The sequence below is a fragment of the Caulobacter sp. CCUG 60055 genome, assembly GCF_022750545.1.
Classification (GTDB): domain Bacteria; phylum Pseudomonadota; class Alphaproteobacteria; order Caulobacterales; family Caulobacteraceae; genus PUIC01.
This window is the reverse complement of sequence record NZ_PUIC01000008.1, coordinates 178,394-196,153: the sequence shown is the minus strand read 5'-3', so window position 1 is coordinate 196,153 and position 17,760 is coordinate 178,394. Positions and strand designations below refer to the sequence as shown.

Annotated in this window: 17 protein-coding genes; 7 read left to right on the top strand and 10 right to left on the bottom strand. The window is 72.3% G+C overall.

Features of this window, described 5'->3' with window-relative positions; all coding sequences use genetic code 11:
* Nucleotides 1-5 precede the first annotated feature (5 nt).
* The 7 genes from C5708_RS12970 to C5708_RS12940 all read right to left on the bottom strand — a co-directional run bounded on the left by C5708_RS12970 (nucleotide 6) and on the right by C5708_RS12940 (nucleotide 6,226).
* Entirely contained in the window at nucleotides 6-1,346 is a 1,341-nt protein-coding gene (locus C5708_RS12970; protein WP_242921750.1) for a hypothetical protein, read from the bottom strand.
* A gap of 82 nt (nucleotides 1,347-1,428) precedes the next feature.
* On the bottom strand, nucleotides 1,429-2,829 hold the full coding sequence (locus tag C5708_RS12965; RefSeq protein WP_242921749.1) for a sensor histidine kinase: 1,401 nt from the start codon (nucleotides 2,827-2,829) through the stop codon (nucleotides 1,429-1,431).
* The gene (locus tag C5708_RS12960; protein ID WP_242921747.1) at nucleotides 2,826-3,506 is read right to left on the bottom strand and encodes a response regulator transcription factor; all 681 of its coding nucleotides are present in this window, start codon (nucleotides 3,504-3,506) and stop codon (nucleotides 2,826-2,828) included. Before C5708_RS12960 ends, C5708_RS12965 begins: the two co-directional genes overlap by 4 nt.
* A gap of 7 nt (nucleotides 3,507-3,513) precedes the next feature.
* Nucleotides 3,514-3,855: a PepSY domain-containing protein gene (locus C5708_RS12955; protein WP_242921745.1), complete on the bottom strand. Its 342-nt coding sequence runs from the start codon at nucleotides 3,853-3,855 to the stop codon at nucleotides 3,514-3,516.
* A gap of 81 nt (nucleotides 3,856-3,936) precedes the next feature.
* Nucleotides 3,937-4,860, bottom strand: a complete 924-nt coding sequence (locus C5708_RS12950) for a J domain-containing protein (protein WP_242921743.1) — start codon at nucleotides 4,858-4,860, stop codon at nucleotides 3,937-3,939.
* A 163-nt stretch (nucleotides 4,861-5,023) separates the two neighbouring features.
* Nucleotides 5,024-5,644 (bottom strand): 2OG-Fe(II) oxygenase, encoded by a 621-nt coding sequence (locus tag C5708_RS12945; RefSeq protein WP_242921741.1) that lies wholly within the window; start codon nucleotides 5,642-5,644, stop codon nucleotides 5,024-5,026.
* A 105-nt stretch (nucleotides 5,645-5,749) separates the two neighbouring features.
* Nucleotides 5,750-6,226: a YcgN family cysteine cluster protein gene (locus C5708_RS12940; protein ID WP_242921740.1), complete on the bottom strand. Its 477-nt coding sequence runs from the start codon at nucleotides 6,224-6,226 to the stop codon at nucleotides 5,750-5,752.
* A 175-nt stretch (nucleotides 6,227-6,401) separates the two neighbouring features.
* On the opposite strand from C5708_RS12940, the gene C5708_RS12935 reads away from it, so the two are divergent.
* Nucleotides 6,402-8,372 (top strand): PBP1A family penicillin-binding protein, encoded by a 1,971-nt coding sequence (locus C5708_RS12935; protein WP_347567020.1) that lies wholly within the window; start codon nucleotides 6,402-6,404, stop codon nucleotides 8,370-8,372.
* A gap of 56 nt (nucleotides 8,373-8,428) precedes the next feature.
* On the top strand, nucleotides 8,429-10,183 hold the full coding sequence (locus C5708_RS12930; protein ID WP_242921738.1) for an ABC-F family ATP-binding cassette domain-containing protein: 1,755 nt from the start codon (nucleotides 8,429-8,431) through the stop codon (nucleotides 10,181-10,183).
* 438 nt (nucleotides 10,184-10,621) lie between these two features.
* Here C5708_RS12930 and C5708_RS12925 read toward each other — a convergent pair whose 3' ends face one another.
* Entirely contained in the window at nucleotides 10,622-11,479 is an 858-nt protein-coding gene (locus C5708_RS12925) for an alpha/beta hydrolase (protein ID WP_242921735.1), read from the bottom strand.
* Between the two features lie 161 nt (nucleotides 11,480-11,640).
* Here C5708_RS12925 and C5708_RS12920 point away from each other — a divergent pair, with 161 nt between their 5' ends.
* The 5 genes from C5708_RS12920 to C5708_RS12900 are packed head-to-tail and all read left to right on the top strand — an operon-like array spanning nucleotide 11,641 to nucleotide 15,996.
* Nucleotides 11,641-12,654 (top strand): ABC transporter substrate-binding protein, encoded by a 1,014-nt coding sequence (locus C5708_RS12920; RefSeq protein WP_242921734.1) that lies wholly within the window; start codon nucleotides 11,641-11,643, stop codon nucleotides 12,652-12,654.
* 1 nt (nucleotide 12,655) lies between these two features.
* A complete protein-coding gene (locus tag C5708_RS12915) occupies nucleotides 12,656-13,396 on the top strand; it encodes an ABC transporter ATP-binding protein (RefSeq protein ID WP_242921732.1) in 741 nt (246 codons plus the stop codon).
* Nucleotides 13,393-14,160: an ABC transporter permease gene (locus C5708_RS12910; protein ID WP_242921730.1), complete on the top strand. Its 768-nt coding sequence runs from the start codon at nucleotides 13,393-13,395 to the stop codon at nucleotides 14,158-14,160. Before C5708_RS12915 ends, C5708_RS12910 begins: the two co-directional genes overlap by 4 nt.
* Before the next feature lie 59 nt (nucleotides 14,161-14,219).
* The gene (locus C5708_RS12905; RefSeq protein WP_242921728.1) at nucleotides 14,220-14,888 is read left to right on the top strand and encodes a hypothetical protein; all 669 of its coding nucleotides are present in this window, start codon (nucleotides 14,220-14,222) and stop codon (nucleotides 14,886-14,888) included.
* Nucleotides 14,889-14,901: 13 nt separating this feature from the next.
* Complete coding sequence (locus C5708_RS12900) at nucleotides 14,902-15,996, top strand: DUF2336 domain-containing protein (protein ID WP_242921726.1); 1,095 nt, start codon at nucleotides 14,902-14,904, stop codon at nucleotides 15,994-15,996.
* A gap of 19 nt (nucleotides 15,997-16,015) precedes the next feature.
* On the opposite strand, the gene C5708_RS12895 is transcribed toward C5708_RS12900, so the two are convergent.
* Complete coding sequence (locus C5708_RS12895; RefSeq protein ID WP_242921724.1) at nucleotides 16,016-16,321, bottom strand: hypothetical protein; 306 nt, start codon at nucleotides 16,319-16,321, stop codon at nucleotides 16,016-16,018.
* 26 nt (nucleotides 16,322-16,347) lie between these two features.
* Nucleotides 16,348-17,739 carry a hypothetical protein gene (locus C5708_RS12890; protein WP_242921722.1) on the bottom strand — a complete coding sequence of 464 codons (1,392 nt, stop codon included), beginning with the start codon at nucleotides 17,737-17,739 and terminating at the stop codon, nucleotides 16,348-16,350.
* Nucleotides 17,740-17,760 lie beyond the last annotated feature (21 nt).

Below are 17,760 nucleotides of genomic sequence, written 5' to 3'. Positions count from 1 at the left end.
CGCGATCAGGCGGCGGCGGCCCGGCGGCGCATCACCTCGGCGGCGCGGTCGCCGTTGACCCGGCGGGTCAGGCGCGCCGCCGCGTCCAGGAAGCGGCGGACCCGGCCAGGGTCCTCGGCGTCGCCGACGTGCAGCAGGTCGAGCAGATCCTCGCTGTACTGATCGATCTGCTTGGCCGCCGCCTCGGACGCCTTCTGCCAGGCCACCCCGAAACCGGCGTGACCGGCGCTGACCCGGGTGGCTTGCAGAAAGACCAGCATGGCGTCGGCGCGATCGACCGCGCCGAGGTCGAGCTCCTCGCTCAGGCGCGGCACGTTGCGCTGCTGCCGGCCGAGCCCGCGCTGGGGCTGCACGGGCAGAGCGGCGGCCAGCGCCTTGTCCAGGGCGCGAAGCCGCGCCTCCACCACCGCGGCCAAGGTCTGCTTCTGCTGGGCGATGCGCCGCCCCCAGGGGCCGTCGCGGCTGAGGTCGAAGTCGCTTTCGAACTGGGCGACGATACGGGCGGCGACATCGACCGAGCGGGCGGCGGCCAGGGCGGCCTCGTCGCCGGCGCCGTCGAAGTGCTTGATCGTATCGAGGCGGGTGTCGACCTCGTCCAGCAACTGCTCGCCGAACCGCGCCACCTCCGAGCCGGACACGTAGCTGTCGCCCGGCCGGTCCATCACCGCCGACAGGACGCGCAGGATCATCCACGGCTCGTCGAGATGCAGGGCCAGGATGTCGAACAGCCAGGGCCCCGCCCCCGCCGACACCGCCACGGAGTCTGCGTAGGCCAGGCGGGCGGCGGCGGCGCCTTCGTCGCTCATCCGCCCGAACCAGTCCGGCAGGCGGCGCAGGGCGCCCCTGACGATGGGCGCGAGGTCAAGGCAGATGGCGAACGCCTCGGCGCCGCCGGCCTGGTCGGCGTCGAGCAGCCTGGCCGCCGCCGCATAGGCCGCGGCGGGTTCGCGCAAGCCCTTCGCCGCGCGCCGGCAAAGCTGGTCGAACACCTCGGGCTCGGGCGCGTCGGGGTCGCGCAGGTCGCGAAAGGTCGCGGCGGCGGCGGCGATCTCGTCCGGCGCATGCGCCTTCAGACCGCGCCAGACGGCCGCCAAGGTCGAGGGTGGAAAGCCGAGTTTCCGGCCGCCGCGCTCGGCCGCGCACAGCCGGGCGATGGGGTGGAACACCGCCGCGCGGACGCGTCGCTGCTCCAGTTCGGCCCGCACGAGGTCGCGGATTTCGGCCATGGCGCCCGAGGCGCGCAGATCGGCCGCGAGAGCCTGGGCGAGCGCGCCGACCGTGCGGTCCGGCGCCATGTCGAGCATGGTCAGGACGCCCGCCGCCTGCTTGTCGGTGAGACCCGTCATCACCACCCCGCCACACGCCCTGCTCCACCAGGGCCACCGATGATGCTCAACGACGGGTTAAGGCTTTCCGAAAATCCAGCTTTCAGTTTTCTGCGCGCGGCAGGACGACCTTGACCATCAGGCCGCCGAGCGGGGAATCCGACAGGATGATCGAGCCGCCATAGGCCCGCGCCAGTTCGTCGACGATGGACAGGCCCAGTCCCGACCCCGGCGCGTTCTCGTCCAGGCGGGTCCCGCGCTTGAGCACCTCGTCGCGGCGGTCGGGCGGCAGGCCGGGGCCGTCGTCCTCGACCACCAGCCGCAGCCGGTCGGGCGCGATGGCCGAGGCCGAGACCCGCACCCGCCCGTTGCTCCACTTGCAGGCGTTCTCCATGACGTTGCCGGCGACTTCGAGCAGGTCCTGCCGCTCGCCCTGGAAACAGAGGTCCTCGGGCGCCCGCCAGTCGATGGTGACGCCGTCGCTGCGGAAGATGCGCTCCAGCGTCCGCGCCAGTTCGTCCAGCACCGGCTCGACCAGCGTCCGCTCGCCCGAGCCCTGGGCTCGCGCCGCCGCCCGCGCCCGGCGCAGATGGTGGTCGACGTGGTCGCGCATGGCCTCGGCCTGGCGGGCGACCACGTCGGCGAGAGAGCCAGGCTGGCTCCGGGCCTCGGCCAGCATCACCGACAGCGGCGTCTTCAGCGCATGGGCGAGGTTGCCGACGTGGGTGCGCTGGCGCTCGACGACCTCCTGGTTGTGCGCCACCAGCGCGTTGAGTTCGTAGGCCAGGGGCTCCAGCTCGACCGGATAGCGGCGCACCAGCCGCTCGGCCCGGCCCTTGCGCACGTCGGCCACCTCGCGGCGCAGGGCGAACAGCGGCTGCAGGCCCACCCGGACCTGGAACAGCACGGCGGCGATCAGGCCGCCGCCGAGCAGGACCAGGGCGATGGCCGCCGTGGTGGCGAAGCGCCGGGCGTCGGCGTCGATCGGACCGCGGTCCTCGGCGGCGATGAAGATCACCGGCGTCGAACGCCCCGGCAGGCGGCTGAGCATGGCCACCGCCCGCAGACGCTGATCGAGCGGGCCCACGGTGTCGTAATAGATCGGCTTGCCCGGCTTGGCGGCCAGGGCGGCGGCCCCGCCCGGCGGCCCTTTCAGCTCGCTGTCGAACAGCGACCGCGACGGGACCAGCGTGGCCAGGCCGCCGTTCTTGCCGGGTTCGGAAATCTGCCAGTACTTGCCGGAATAGGCGCGCAGGGCGCGGGCGTCGGTCAGGGCCGGGGCCAGCACCTCGCCGTTGTCGCCGATGGTCGAGCCGGCGTAGAGGCCGTCGGCGACGTCGGTCAGGCTCTTGTCGAACCGGCTGAGCGCCGCCTGCTGGAAAAGGGCGGTCAGGACGCCGCCGGTGATGAGCAGGGCGGCGAGAATCCAGGCGGCGGCCAGGACGACCAGCCGCCGGACCAGCGACGGGCGCCGCCAGACGCGGGCGGTGTCGCCCAGCGTCACGACGCGGCCGCCTCGCCCTCCAGCGGCACCAGGCGGTAGCCGAGCCCGCGCACCGTCTCGATGCGGTCGGGGCCGACCTTCTTGCGGACGCGGCCGATGAACACCTCGATGGTGTTGGAGTCGCGGTCGAAGTCCTGGTCGTAGAGATGCTCGACCAGCTCGGTCCGGCTGATCACCCGGCCCTGGTGCATCATCAGATAGTGCAGGAGCCGGTACTCCAGCGAGGTCAGGCGCAGGGGCTCGCCCTCGACGCTGGCGCGCGCGGCGCGCGGGTCGAGCCGCAGCCCGCCGCAGGACAGCGTCGCCGCCGCATGACCGGCCGACCGGCGCAGCAGCGCCCGCAGGCGGGCCAGCAGCTCCTCGGTATGGAAGGGCTTGGTCAGATAGTCGTCGGCGCCGGCGTCGAAGCCGGCGACCTTCTCGCTCCAGGCGCCCCGCGCCGTCAGGATCAGCACCGGCGTGGCCACCCCGCCCCGTCGCCAGCGCTCCAGCACCGAGACCCCGTCGACCTTGGGCAGGCCGAGGTCGAGGACCACCGCGTCATAGGGCTCGGTCTCGCCGAGGAACTGGGCCTCCTCGCCGTCGGGCGCGTGGTCGACAGCGTAGCCGGCGTCGGCCAGGGCCGTGCGCAGCTGGCGCGACAGATCGGGATCGTCCTCGACGAGCAGGATACGCATTCGTTTCTCAACCCCCGCGCAGAATGGCGCCGCTGACGGCGTCGACGATGTAGTCGATCCGGCGGCCGTCCTCGGTCGCCCACCGCACACGGTAGACGGCGCGGCCGCCCTGATCCTCCAAGCCGGCGTCCAGGGGACGGCCCGGCGTGCGGCGCCGGATCTCCTCGATCACGCGGCCGAGCGGAACATACTGGCCGCGGCGCACGCCCTGACGGGCGTCGTCCTGCTGGGCCCGCCAGTCCGGTCCCAGGGAGTCGGGGTCGCCGCGGTCGCCGGGCCGCGCCTCCGCCGCCGTCATCGGGACGGCGGCGAGGAAGGCGCTGGCGATCAGGATTGCGAGCCGTTTCATGCGACCGGTGTAGGCGCGTCCGGCTGAACGAGGACTGAATGTCCGATTTCGGAACAGGCTAGGTTTCACCGCCGGCCCCGCTCAACCCTTGCGGCGCGGCGCGTAGGGCCGCTCCCGGCGCCAGGCCTCGGCGAAATGCTCCAGCTCGGCGTCGACCGTCTCGGGCAGGCTGACCACCAGCCGGGCCAGCAGGTCGCCGCGCTTGCCGGTCTTGGCGTTGGGCATCCCCCGTCCTTTAAGGCGAAGGACCGATCCCGAGTTCGAATGCTTCGGCACGGTCAGGGCGACGGCGCCGTCCGGCGTCGGAGCTTGGATCTTGGCCCCCAGCACGGCGTCGGGCACCGAGACCGGCAGGTCCATGGTCAGGTTGTCGCCGTCGATGCGGAAGACCGCGTGCGGGCGGATGTTCAGCTCGATCAGGGCGTCGCCGGCGCCGCCGCGTCCGGGCTGGCCCTGGCCCTTGAGCCGCAGCACCTGCCCCTGCGCGGCGCCGGCGGGAATGGTGACGTCGATCGGCCGGCCGTCGGAGAAGGCGATGCGCTTCTTGCCGCCCTGGATGGCCTCCTCCAGGTCGATCTCCAGCGTGGCGCGCACGTCCGAGCCCTTGGCCGGGGCGCCGCCGAAGCCGCGCCCGCCCCCGCCCGCCGCGCCGCCGCGGCCGCCGAACATCTGGCCGAGGATCTCGCTGAAATCGACGTCCTCGAACTGGCCCTGGAAACCGCCGCGCCCGAAGGGCTCGCCGCCGGCCCCGCCGCCGAAGCCGCGGGCGTTGAAGGTCTCGCGGCCGTCGGCGTCGATCTCGCCGGCGTCGAACTTCTTGCGCTTGTCGGCGTCGCCGACGATGTCGAAGGCGGCGCTGACCCGCTTGAAGCGTTCCTCGGCGGCCTTGTCGCCGGGATTGGCGTCGGGGTGGTTCTGCTTGGCGAGCTTGCGGAACGCCTTGCGGATTTCGTCCGCGCCGGCGGTGCGGGATACGCCCAGCTCCTGATACGGATCCTTCGCCAAGTCTCTACGGCCCCTGTTCGATAAACACGGTCATGGGGCCGCCGAGCGTTCCGGTCAACCGACCGCGCCCCAGCCCCAGCGGCATCAATTAGGGGGTTCGCCTCTCCGCGCAAGAGGGACTGTTGCACTTTTGCAACGGTCGACCCCGGCCCCGCGAAGGCGCTCAGCCGCCGAACAGCCGCTTCAGGACCCCCGACAGGCGATGGCTCGCCTCTTTCTTCTCCAGGGCCTGGCGGTCGCGCAGCCAGGCGGCCTGCACCACCCGGCGCTCGCCGGTGAACGGCGTATGGCCGTGCCAGGAGCTGTCGGAGCGCAGGAACGCCACAAAGGTTCCGGTGATGGGCGGTATCTCCAGCACGCTGTCGTCGAGGGAGGCGCTCCGCAGCAGGCGCAGGCGGCCGTCGGGCGAGGTCCAGGCGTCGTTGAGATAGAGCAGCAGGCTCATCACCTTCTTGTCGCCGTCGGTATGGGCCCGCCCCTCGTGCGGCGCCGAGACCCGCCGGACGGTGACCAGCTGGGGCAGGTTGTTGAAATCGCGACCGAACTTCTCGCCCAGCGCCGCGCCGAACTCGGTGTCGCGCAGGTCGTCCGTCAGATCGGCGAAGGCGCCGCCCGCCTTGATGGAATCGACCGGATGGAAGCCGCTGTGGCGGATGTCGGGAAAGCTCGCCCGCAGGTCGGCGGCGGTCTCCGGCCGGACCAGCCCCTGACCGCTGATGAAGACGAAGGGCTCCGAGCGAACCTCGGCCCTGCGGATCACGTCCAGATCGAGCACCCTGGTCATCGCCAAGACGCCTCCGCCCCGCCGCCGACGCCCCGATAACGATGTTACGACGTAACAGGTCCGCCCATGCGCACTTTTGCCGCACCCGGACAATCCGCCCCGGGGTCAGTCCTCGTAGGGCTCGTCGCCGCGATCGCGCAGCAGGTCGGCGGCCTCGAAGTCGAGCGCGTCGTCGGGGTCGTCCAGGCAGGCCTCGTTGACCACCTGCCCGCGCACGCTGACGCCGGCCTTGTGGACGCTGTCCGGATCGCCGGTGATCAGCGGGTGCCAGTCGGGGAGCGGCTTGCCCTCATGCAGGCGGCGATAGGCGCAGCTGGCCGGCATCCACATCAGGTCGTCGATATTGTCCGGCGTCAGCTTGATGCAGTCGGGCACGTGTTTGCGCCGCTCGGCGTAGTTGGAGCACCGGCAGAGGTCGGCGTCGAACAGCTTGCAGGCCACCCGCGTCGGGATGATCTCGCCGGTGTCCTCGTCCTCGAAGCGGATCAGGCAGCACAGGCCGCAGCCGTCGCACAGGCTCTCCCATTCCCTGACGGTCATCTGGCGGAGAGTCTTGGTCTCCCAAAAAGGTCTGTGCGTCATGACGCCGCCGTCCTAAACGGAACGCCCGCCAAACGCCAATCAATCCCGGGGCATCGTGACAGAGGACAGGCCGCCCGAACCCGCAGACGCCACGGCCTTCGGCCGGCGCCGGACGCCGCCGTCCGAACCTGCGTGGCCGCCGCGCCGGCCAAAGCCGCGGCGCGGCGTCGGCGGCGTGATCCTGAGGCTGGTCCTGGCGCTGGCCCTGCTGGCGGCCGTCGGCGCGGCGGCCGGCGGCTTCTACGTCTGGCGCACCTATCTGTCCGACCTGCCGCCCATTCCCGACCAGCAAGCGCTTTGGTCGGTCAACCGCGCCCCCGGCATGCGCTTCGAGGACCGCTACGGCCGGGTGATCGCCACGCGGGGCCCCAAGCACGGGTCGCCGGTGCGGCTGGCCGGACTGCCCAGCTATGTCCCGCGCGCCTTCCTGGCCGCCGAGGACCGCCGCTTCTACCGGCACGGGGCGCTCGACTGGCAGGGCATGACCCGGGCGATGCGCGCCAACCTCGCCGCCCATCGCTGGGTGCAGGGCGGCTCGACCATCACCCAGCAGATCGCCAAGACCCTGTTCCTGAAACCCGACCGCACCCTGAAGCGCAAGGCGCAGGAGGCGGTGATCGCCTGGCGGCTGGAACAGCGGATGGGCAAGGACGAGATCCTCGAGCTCTATCTCAACCGCATCTTCTTCGGGGCCAACGCCTACGGCCTGGACGCCGCCGCCCAGACCTATTTCGCCAAGCCGGCCAGTCAGCTGACCCTGCCGGAGGCGGCGCTGCTGGCCGCCTTGCCCAAGGCCCCGACGCGCCTGGCCCTGACCAACGACTACGACGCCGCCCTCGCCCGCTCCCGGCTGGTGCTGGCCAACATGCGCGAGGAGGGCTGGATCACGCCGGACGACGAGCGCGCCGCCCTGGCCCAACCGCCGAAGCTGGCGCCGGAATCCCCCGGCGAGGGCGACTTCGGCTACGTGCTCGACCTCGCCGCCGCCCAGGCGGTCAAGATCGCCGGCGAGACCGCGCCCGACCTGGTGGTCCGCCTGACCATCGACCCGGCGCTGCAGACCGCCGGCCAGACCATCGTCCGCCAGGAGATGGCCGGCGCGGGCCGCGCCGCCGGCGCCCGCCAGGCCGCCCTGGCGGCCATGACCCCGGACGGAGCCATCCGCGCCCTGGTCGGCGGCGTCGACCACCGGCTCAGCCCCTTCAACCGCGCGGTGCAGGCCCAGCGCCAGCCGGGCTCGTCCTACAAGCCGTTCGTCTACGCCGCCGCCGTCGAGAACGGCGCCCGGGCCGGCGACATCCGCCAGGACGCGCCGATCCGCTTCGGCCGCTGGGCGCCCGAGAACTACGGCGGCGGCTATCGCGGGCCGGTCAACCTGGCCACGGCCCTGGCGCTGTCGATCAACACGGTGGCGGTGCGCCTGGGGGCCGAGGTCGGCCAGGCCAAGCTGGGCGAGATCGCCCATCGCTTCGGCCTCGTCGACATTCCAGAACGGCCGGACCTTTCGGTGTCGCTGGGCGCCTACGAGGTCAACCTGCTGGAGCTGACCTCGGCCTACCAGGTGTTCCAGAACGCCGGCGGCCGGGTCGATCCCTACCTGATCGAACAGATATCGACCTCGCGCGGCGACCTGATCTTCGCCCACGCCGGCTCGGCCCCGACGCCGGTCTACGGCCGCGACGACGCCGGGCGGATGGTGGCCATGCTGGAGGGCGTCGTCACGCGCGGCACCGGAACCCGCGCCGGCTTCGGCCGGCCGGCGGCGGGCAAGACCGGCACCAGCCAGAATTGGCGCGACGCCTGGTTCATCGGCTTCACGCCCGACTGGATCGCCGGGGTCTGGGTCGGCAACGACGACGAGCGGCCGATGAACAAGGTCACCGGCGGCTCGATCCCCACCGAGATCTGGCGGCGGTTCATGGTCGCCGCCCACGACAAGCTGCCGCCCAGGGACTTCGACTTCATCCCCGTCGACCAGCCCGGCGAAGGCGACGGCAAAGAAGCGGTTCCCGATCCGCGCAATGGGTTCTATGACGGGCTCTCCTCGGACTTCGCGCGCGCGGCCGACGAGGCGGACTCGGATGCCGGGCCGCCGCGGCGCGAACCCGATCCCAACGACCCGCAGCCTCCGGAGCCGCCAAACTGAACGCGCGCGCGCCTGTCCTGGCCCTCAAGGACGTCCGCCTGGCGGACGGCCCCTCCATGTTGTTCGACGGCGTCGACCTCGGCGTCGAGCCGCGCACGCGCGCCTGCCTGGTCGGCCGCAACGGCGCCGGCAAGTCCACCCTGCTGCGCATCCTGGCCGGCGAGGTTCTGCCCGACGCTGGCGACCGCTTCGTCACGCCTTCGCTCAAGGTGGCGATGGTGCCGCAGGAGCCCCGGATCGTCGGGGCGACCCTGCTCGACTACGCCGTCGCCGGCGGCGCCGAGCACTACGAGGCCGAGGCGGCCCTGGAGACCTTTGGCCTTTCGCCGACCAAGTCGACCGAGGGCCTGTCCGGCGGCGAGATCCGCCGCGCCGCCCTGGCCCGCGCCTTCGCCGAACAGCCGGACGTTCTGCTGCTGGATGAGCCGACCAACCACCTCGACATCTTCGCCATCGAGACGCTGGAGGCCGAGATCGCCGCCTGCCGGGCGGCGTGCCTGATCATCAGCCACGACCGCGCATTCCTGGAACGCACCACCCAGCGCTGCTTCTGGCTGGAGAACCGCCGGGTGCGGCGGCTGGACAAGGGCTTTTCCCATTTCGACGACTGGGCCGAGAAGATCATGGCCCAGGAGGCCGACGAGGCCCGCCGCCTGGACAAGGCCATCGAGCGCGAGCAGCACTGGATGGCGCGCGGCGTCACCGCCCGGCGCGCCCGCAACGAGGGCCGCCGCCGCCGCCTGATCGAGATGCGCGAAACCCGCGCCGCCCGGCTGAGGGAAGGTCGCGGCGCCCTGTCGATGGGTCTCGATTCCGGCGCCGTCTCCGGCCAGCGCGTCGCCGAGGCCAAGAACGTCTCCAAGAGCTGGCTGGCCGCCGACGGCGGCGAGCGGGTGATCTTCAAGGACTTCTCCACCCGCATCCTGCGCGGCGACCGCATCGCCGTGGCCGGTCCCAACGGCGCGGGCAAGACCACCCTGGTGCGCCTGCTGCTCGGCGAAATCCCGCCGGATTCCGGCTCGGTGAAGCTCGGCGTCAATCTCGAGATCGCCTATGTCGACCAGGCCCGCGCCGAGTTGAAGCCCGACGCCACGCTGTGGAGCACCCTGGCCCCGTTCGGCGGCGACCAGATCATGGTCCGCGGCCAGCCCAAGCACGTCGCCGCCTACGCCAAGGAATTCCTGTTCAAGGACAGCCAGTTGCGCCAGCCGGTCGCCAGCCTGTCCGGCGGCGAGCGCAACCGCCTGCTGCTGGCCCGCGCCCTGGCGACCCCGGCCAACCTGCTGGTGCTGGACGAGCCGACCAACGACCTGGACATGGACACCCTCGACCTGCTCGAGGACCTGCTGGCCGACTACGACGGCACCCTGATCCTGGTCAGCCACGACCGCGACTTCATCGACCGGCTGGCCACCTCGACCATCGCCCTCAACGGCCACGGCAAGGTGGTCGAGACGCCCGGCGGCTGGACCGACCTGATCGCCCAGAATCCCGGCTTCTTCGACAAGCCCGAGATCAAGGCGCCCAAGGCCCCCGCCCTGGCCGCGCCCGTCCGGGCCGAGCCCAGGAAGGCCGCCAAGCTGACCTACAAGGATCAGCGGCGGCTGGAGGAGCTGGAGGGCCTGGTCGCCAAGCTGCCGGCCGACATCGCCGCCCTGGAGAAGCGCCTGGAGGACCCCGGCCTCTACGCCCGCGACCCGGCCGGCTTCGACAAGATCATGAAGGCGCTCGACGCCGCCCGGCTCCAGCTCGGCGCGGCCGAGGAGGAGTGGCTGGCGCTGGAGGAGAAGCGCGAGTCCCTGGGCGCCTGAGCGAAACCGCCGGCCAGTTTCCTGTGGATATCTTCAAGCTGCGGATCGAAAACGGTTAATCCGGAAAATCCTCCGGATACCCACAAGTTTTCAACCGGCCGTCACGCCGCAGCGCACACCGCGCACGGCGTGGAGCGTTGCGTCATAGCGGGTTTGGTGGGACCGTCAAGTCGCCGAGGGAAACCAGCGGCCCTGACCACGGAGGGCGACCGAAGTAGACAGGCGGCAGGAAGGCCTTCGGTTCGGCGCGGCGGTGCAACCCGCTCCGCCCAATTGGAGGGCCAAGTCGAGGGGCCTGACATGCCTGTCGATCCGCAAGGATCGCCGGACGTGATCTCCCAGCGGCGAAAACCCCCGGCGCAAGTCCGCCTAGGACTTGGGTGAGAGGACAGTGTCGGGAGCGATCCGGACATTGCCCTCTCGCTCTGCGTTCGGGCCTCAGCCCTCGGCGAACCTCCGCAGATCTTCGTTCAGCCGCGCCGCATGGGTCATGAACAGGCCGTGCGGGGCCTCGTCATAAACCTCCAGCCGCGCGCCCGGTATCAGCGCCGCCGTCGGCCGGCCGGTCAGGTCGATGGGCGCCGAAGCGTCCCGGGTCCCGTGCACGACCAAGACCGGCCGGCGGATCGCACGCAGCTCCGGCCGGAAGTCGGTCCGGGTCATCACCCGGTTCATCTCGATCACCGCCTGCAGCGAAGTCCGCTGCATGAGGTCCTTGATCCAGCGGCGCCGGCCGGCCGAGGTTTCCGGCGTGACGAACGCCTCCTCGTTATCGTCCATCCACTTGGGAAAATCGTCGGCCATAGCCTGGCGCAGCGCCTCGAACGCCTCGGCCGGAACGCCGTGCGGGTTGTCGGCCGTCCGCAGCAGGAACGGCGTGGTCGGCGCGACCAGGACGACGCCCCGCACCGCCGCGTCGCCGTGCCGCGACAGGTAGCGCGCCACCTCGCCGCCGCCGAACGAGTGGCTGACCAGCACGGCGTCGCGCGCCTCCCTGGCCGCCATCACCGCCGCCAGATCGTCGGCGAGGGTGTCGTAGTCGTAGCCGCCGCCCGTGTCGCTGGAGCGGCCGTGCCCGCGCCGGTCGAAGGCGATGCAGCGGAAGCCCTGCCCCGACAGGGCCAGCATCTGAGAGGTCCACATATCCGACGGCAGCATGGCGCTGGCGACGAACACGATCGGCCGCCCCCGCCCCCATTCGCGGACGAACAGACGGGCGCCGTCGGCGGCGACCGCCGTGGAGACGGGAATGGTCGCGCGTGCGGCGGCCGGCTTGAAAACGTCCTGTTCGATCATGGCGGTCTCCTTCGTTCGATGGGCTTCGATGGGCCGATCAAACCGCCGGTGCGGACGCAAAGCGATTACGCGCCGGGTAATGGCGACGGCGAGACCGCCGCCCGGGATTGGCGCGCGCCGCCAACCGCCCTAACCTCCGCGCCGCATCGGGAGGGATCGCCTTGAAAGTCTTGCGTCTTGTCGCCGTCGCCGCGCTGCTCGCGCTGGCCGCCGCCTGCTCACCCGGCAAGAAGGCCGAGGCGCCGGCCGCGCCGGGCGCGACCAAGATCCGCTTCGCCACCGACTGGCGGGCCCAGGCCGAACAGGGCGGCTTCTATCAGGCGCTGGCCACCGGCGAGTACAAGAAGCGCGGCCTGGAGGTGACCATCATCCAGGGCGGACCGGCGGTGAACGTGCCGCAGCTGCTGGCCGCCGGCGCGGTCGAGATGGGCATGGGCTCCAACAGCTTCACCGTGCTCAACCTCGCCGCCGAGAAGGCGCCGGTGAAGGCGGTGATGGCCTCGATGCAGAAGGACCCGCAGGTGCTGATCGCCCACGCCGACCAGGGCCTCAAGGGCTTCGCCGACATGAAGGGCCGGCCGATCCTGATCTCGGACTCGGCGGTGACCACCTTCTGGACCTGGCTGAAGGCCAAGTACGGCTTCACCGACGATCAGGTGCGCAAATACACCCACAGCAACGCCACCTTCCTCGCCGACCGCCGCGCGATCCAGGAGGGCTATGTCACCTCCGAGCCGTACACCATCGAGAAGGCGGCCAAGGAGAAGCCGGCGGTGTTCCTGCTGGCCGACGCCGGCTATCCCGGCTACGCGGCCATGGTGCTGGCCCCGGACAGCCTGATCGCCAACAATCCCAAGGCGGTGCAGGCCTTCGTCGACGCCACCGCCGCCGGCTGGACGTCCTATCTGCATGGCGATCCCCGGCCTGGCGACGCCCTGATTCTCAAGGACAATCCGGAAATGACCCAGGACGTCCTCGACCAGGCCCGCGACAAGATGCGCGCGTATGGCGTCGTCGACGGCGGCGAGGCCAAAACCGCCGGGATCGGCGCGATGAGCGACGCCCGCTGGAAGGAGGTGTTCGACGTCGCCGCCGGCCAGGGCGTCTATCCCAAGACCATGGACGTCGGGCGCGCCTACACCCTGCAGTTCGTGAACAAGAGCACCGCGAACTGACATGGCCATAGCCGCGCTGGAGGCCGTCGAGGTCGACTATCCGGGTCGGGGCCGGGCGCTCGGGCCGTTCAGCCTGTCGCTGGAGGCCGGCGAGATCGTCGCCCTGGTCGGCCCGTCGGGCTGCGGCAAGTCGACGGCCTTGCGACTGCTGGCCGGGCTGGAGACGCCGACGCGAGGCGCGGTCCGGCGCACGCCGGGGCGCGGCGAGACCTCGGTGGTGTTCCAGGCCCCGACCCTAGCGCCGTGGGCGGATGCGGCCGCCAACGTCGCCCTGCCGCTGGAGTTGGCCGGCGTCGACCGCAAGGCCGCTCGCGCCCGGGCGTCCGAGGCGCTGGCCCTGGTGAAGCTGCATGGCGTCGAGACCGCCAAGCCGGCCCAGTTGTCCGGCGGCATGGCCATGCGCGTGTCGCTGGCCCGCGCCCTGGTCACCCGCCCGCGCCTGCTGCTGCTCGACGAGCCGTTCGCCGCCCTCGACGAGATCACCCGCCGCGCCCTGGCCGAGGACGTCCACCAGCTCTGGCGTGAACTCGAACCGGCCGTGGTCTTCGTCACCCACAACGTCGAGGAGGCGGCCTATACCGCCCAGCGCGTGGTGGTGATGAGCGCCGGCCCCGGCCGCGCCGCCGGCGAGACGGCGATCGGCGCCCCCCTGCCCCGGCCGCCCGGCTTTCGGGCGACCGCCCCGTTCCGCGAGGCGGTCGAGGCGATCTCGAACCAGCTCGAACGGGCGATGGCGGCATGAGCCGGATCGCCGACCTCCTCGCCCCGCTGATCCTGGCCGGGCTGCTGCTGGCGGCGTGGGAGATCGCCTGCCGCGCCCTCGCCGTGCCGACCTATTTCCTGCCGACGCCGACGGCCGTGGCCAAGGCGGCGGTCGACAACGCGCCGATCCTGCTGGCCTCGGCCTGGAACACGCTGCTGATGGCGCTGGCGGCCCTGGCGTGCGCCAGCGTGATCGCCTGCGGCCTGGCCCTTCTGGTGGCGACCCATCCGCTGTTGGAGCGGGCGGTGCAGCCGCTGGCGGTGGCCATCCAGGTGACGCCGGTGGTCGCCATCGCCCCGATCGTGGTGATCTGGGCCGGCCTCGAGCATCCGGAGCGCGCCATCGTCGCCCTGGCGGTGATCGTCGCCTTCTTCCCGATCTTCTCGGGCGCCCTGACCGGCTTCAAGGCCGCCGACCCCGATCTGGAGCGATTGTTCGACCTCTATGGCGCGACCCGGCTGCAAAGGCTGCTGCGCCTGCGCCTGCCGTCCGCCGTGCCCTACCTGCTGGTGGGGCACAAGATCGCGGCCGGCCTCGCCCTGATCGGCGCCGTGGTCGCCGAGTTCGTCGCCGGCTCCGGCGGGGCCCAGGGCCTCGCCTGGCGGATTCTGGAAGCCTCCAACCGCCTGCAGACCGCCAAGATGTTCGCGGCCGTGGCCATCCTGGCCCTGATGGGCGGGGCGCTCTACGCCCTCATGCAGGCGGTCGAGACCATGCTGCTGCGGCGCTGGCGCGGCCGTTAGCGCGGGGTTAAGCGCCACGGGACTAAGGGATTCGGGATCGACCTTATTGGGGGGTCCCGATGCGCTTCATCATCGCGTTCGCGGCCGTCGCGCTCGCCGCGCCTTTGACGGCCCAGGCCGAAGACCGATACGGAGCCGGCCCCGGGCCGGCGGCCGCGCCCGTCCCCGCCTCCGCCCTCGCCGCCCAGGGCGCTCCGGCGTCCGGCCGCGTGCTCAGCTGGCCTGGCAAGCGATCCGGCCCGGCCGAGACGCCCTCGCCCGCCGCGTCCCAGGAAGTCGCCTCGGCCCCGGCCGCGCCGCCGGCCTTCGTTCGCGCCCGCCCGCCCGCCGCCGCGCCGACGTCCGCTCCCGCGCCGACCTTGCCGACGAGCATCTACGCCCCGGCGCCGCCCCGGACGATGACCGCCGCGCCGCTGGCGCCCGCCACGCCCGCCCATGTCCAATCCGCGCCGGCCGCGGTCGCCGCGCCCCAGGCGGTCGCGACCGCGCCGCGCAACCCCAACGGCCCGCATTTCTATTCGGTGCACCGCGAGTTCGGCATGTCGCCCGATCCGATCCCGCTGTCGCCGCAGTTCTTCGCCGGCGCCTCCGCCGGCATGGCCGAGCCCGACCCGCCGCCGACGGCCGCCGCCAAGCGGGTGACCAACGCCAGCGGCGTCACCCAGGTCGTCCGCGACACCACCCAGCCCTCTTCCTCGCCGGCCTCGAACGCCCCCAACCTGTTCTGATCCGTTTTTCCAGATGTCCGAAAAGCTGCAACGCCTGATCGCGCTCGCCCACGAGCCCTCCAGCCAGAGGCGGCGCGACCTGCTTCGCGAGGTGACCGACCTGTTCCTGGTCGCCCCCGAGGGACATGGCGCCAGCGAGATGGGCCTGTTCGACGACGTGATGAGCCAGCTCGCCGGCGAGATGGAGGAAGCCGTGCGGGCCGAGCTGTCCCAGCGGGTGGCCTCGGCCGCGGCGGCCCCGCGCAACCTGCTGCGCAACCTCGCCGCCGACGCCTCGATCCAGGTCGCCGGCCCGGTGCTGACCGAGGCGGCCAGCCTCAGCGACGCCGACCTGCTGCATGTCGCCCAGACGCGCGGCCAGGAGCACCTGAGGGCCCTGTCCCAGCGCGCCAACGTCTCGGAGACCGTCGCCGACGCCATCGTCCAGCACGGCGACGACGCCACGCTGGGCGTGCTGCTGCGCAACGACCGGGCGCAGCTTTCCCGCGCGGCCCAGGAGGCGGCGGTCGACCGCGCCGCCGCCAATCCCGACCTGCACGAGGCCGTCGTCGGCCGGCGCAGCCTGCCCACCGACCTGCTCAACGAGATGTATTTCGTGGTCGAGGCGCGCCTGCGCAACCGCATCCTCGAACGCAACGCCGAGCTCGACCCGGCCACGCTGGAGGCGGCCCTGGCCGCCGGCCGCAAGAGCGTCGCCGCCCGGCACGGCTCCCTGCCCGCCGACTACGCCGAGAGCGAGAAAGCTGTGCAGTCGCTGCGGCGGCGCAACGCCATCACGCCGAGCGCCCTGGCGGCCTTCCTGCGCAACGGCGAGACGACCAAGTTCCTGGTCGCGCTGGCCGAGCTGAGCGGCGTCGATTTCCACACCGCCGGGCGCATCCTGGAGCGCAAGGAACTGGACGCCCTGGCGATCATCTGCAAGGCGGCCGAATTCGACCGCTCGCTGTTCCTGACCTTCGCCGTGCTGATCCTCGACCGCGACGCCGACGCCTTGGGACGGGCGCGGGAATACGGCGAGCTCTATTCCAGCCTGCCCCGGGAATCCGCCCTGCGGACCGTGCGTTTCTGGCGCATGCGGCGCCAGACCGGCGACGTCGCCGCCGCCTGACCGCCCGCCTGCGACGACCTCAGCGCTTGATCTGGATGCGGACCGGGATGTCGACCGGCGAACCGGCCAGTGAACGCCCGTCGTCTGCTGTCGGATCGATGCGGAACTGGGCGGCCATGGCCAGGGCGGCCGCGCCGACGCCGAGGTCCGACGGCGTCTCGCCGGTCACCTTGCAGTCCGTCACCCGGCCGTCGGCCTGGGCGGTGCAGCGCAGCAACGCCACCGCCTCGGTGGCCGACAGCGCCTCGGCCTGACGCTCGATGGCGGGCTTGTAGGCCGTGGGCGAAGCCGTCAACGCGGCGGCGGCGATCAAGGCGGTGAACATCCATACTCTCCCTGGCGGCGCCGGCCCTATGGCCGGTCGCCGTGTGAACTTCCCTGCGGCCGGGCGGCGCGCAGCCGCTCCAGCCCTTCGACGGTCAGGTCCGCGAGACCGCGCAGGCCGTGCTCGGTGAAAACGTCGAGGGCGCCGCACAGCGCGGCCGCCGCGCGGTCGCGCTCAGCCGAGCCGTCGCAGCCGAGATCCGCCCTTGCCTCGTAGACGCGGGCCAGATTGACCTGGCGCACGGCCCAGCCGACCGGATCGCGAGCGGGGTCCTCGGCCGCCAGCTCGCAGCGCAGGGCCGCCTCGGCCCCGTCGAGCAGCCCCCGGTCGCCGCAGACCTCGGCGTGCCGCGCCAGGCAGGCGCCCCGCTCGCCGGCGGCCGTGGCGCGCAGGGTCAGCGAGGGCTCGGCCTTCAGCAGGACCAGCGCACGGTCGAAACAGGTCAGGGCGTGCTCGAAAGCCTTGCCGCTGTCGGTGAGGTCGGCGAGCGCCCACAGCCCCAGGCCCAGCGCACGTTGGGCCCGCGCCCAGTCCAGCGGGCTGTGGTCGGGCGACAGGCGGCCGAACACGGTGGTCATCAGGTCGACGCCGTCGGCGACCATGGTCACGTCCTGCGTGACCTGGCCAAGCTGGGTCATCAGCCGGCCGCGCACGGCGGTGAGGCGGGCCCAGGTCAACGGCTCGTAGGCCGGATCGAGCGGCCCGAGCGCCGAGCCCAGCTCGGTTAGGGCCTGGTCGAACAGTTGCGCGTCGCCGAGCCGCACGGCGTAGTCGCCCAGCAGGTCCGCGCGCGCGGCGTGGGCCCAGGCGGCGGGCAGCCGCCCCGAACCGCGATGGCGCGCCCAGGCGTCCAGCGCCGTCACCGCGCCGTCGAAGCGGGCGACGGCCTTGCGGGCCTGGGCGGCGTCGACGGCGGCCGCGCCTGTCCGGGCTTCGAGCAGGGCCTGGGCGACGACGGCGATGGCGCCGGCCACCGAACCGCCAGCGGCCGTCCGCGCCTCGGCCAGGGCCAGGTCGGCCGCGGCGTTCAGCCCGTCATCGCCGAACAGCTCCGCGCCGAGCATGGCGCATTCGGCCTGCTGCCCCCGCGCCTGGGCCCAGAGCTCCGCCTGAGCGCGGCGGTCGATGCCGGTCAGGGCCAGCTCCGCCGCCGAGGCGGCCTTGCGCAACGCCTCCGGCGAGCCGGTGCGCCGGGCCATCTCGCGCCAGACCGCCGATTGGATCAGGCGCTGGGCCGGGCGCTGGGCGACGGCGGCGTGCAGCACGGCCGCGTCGACCGCCTCGCCTTCGGCCTTGAGCAAGGCGAGGTTAAGCAGCTCCAGCAACGCCGGATCGCCGCCGGCCAGACCGACGCGCGGCGTCGACAGGCGGCTGTCGACCCGGAAAATGCGCTTAAGTTCGCGGGCGAACTCAAACATAGGCGGCTCCCTATCCTGCGG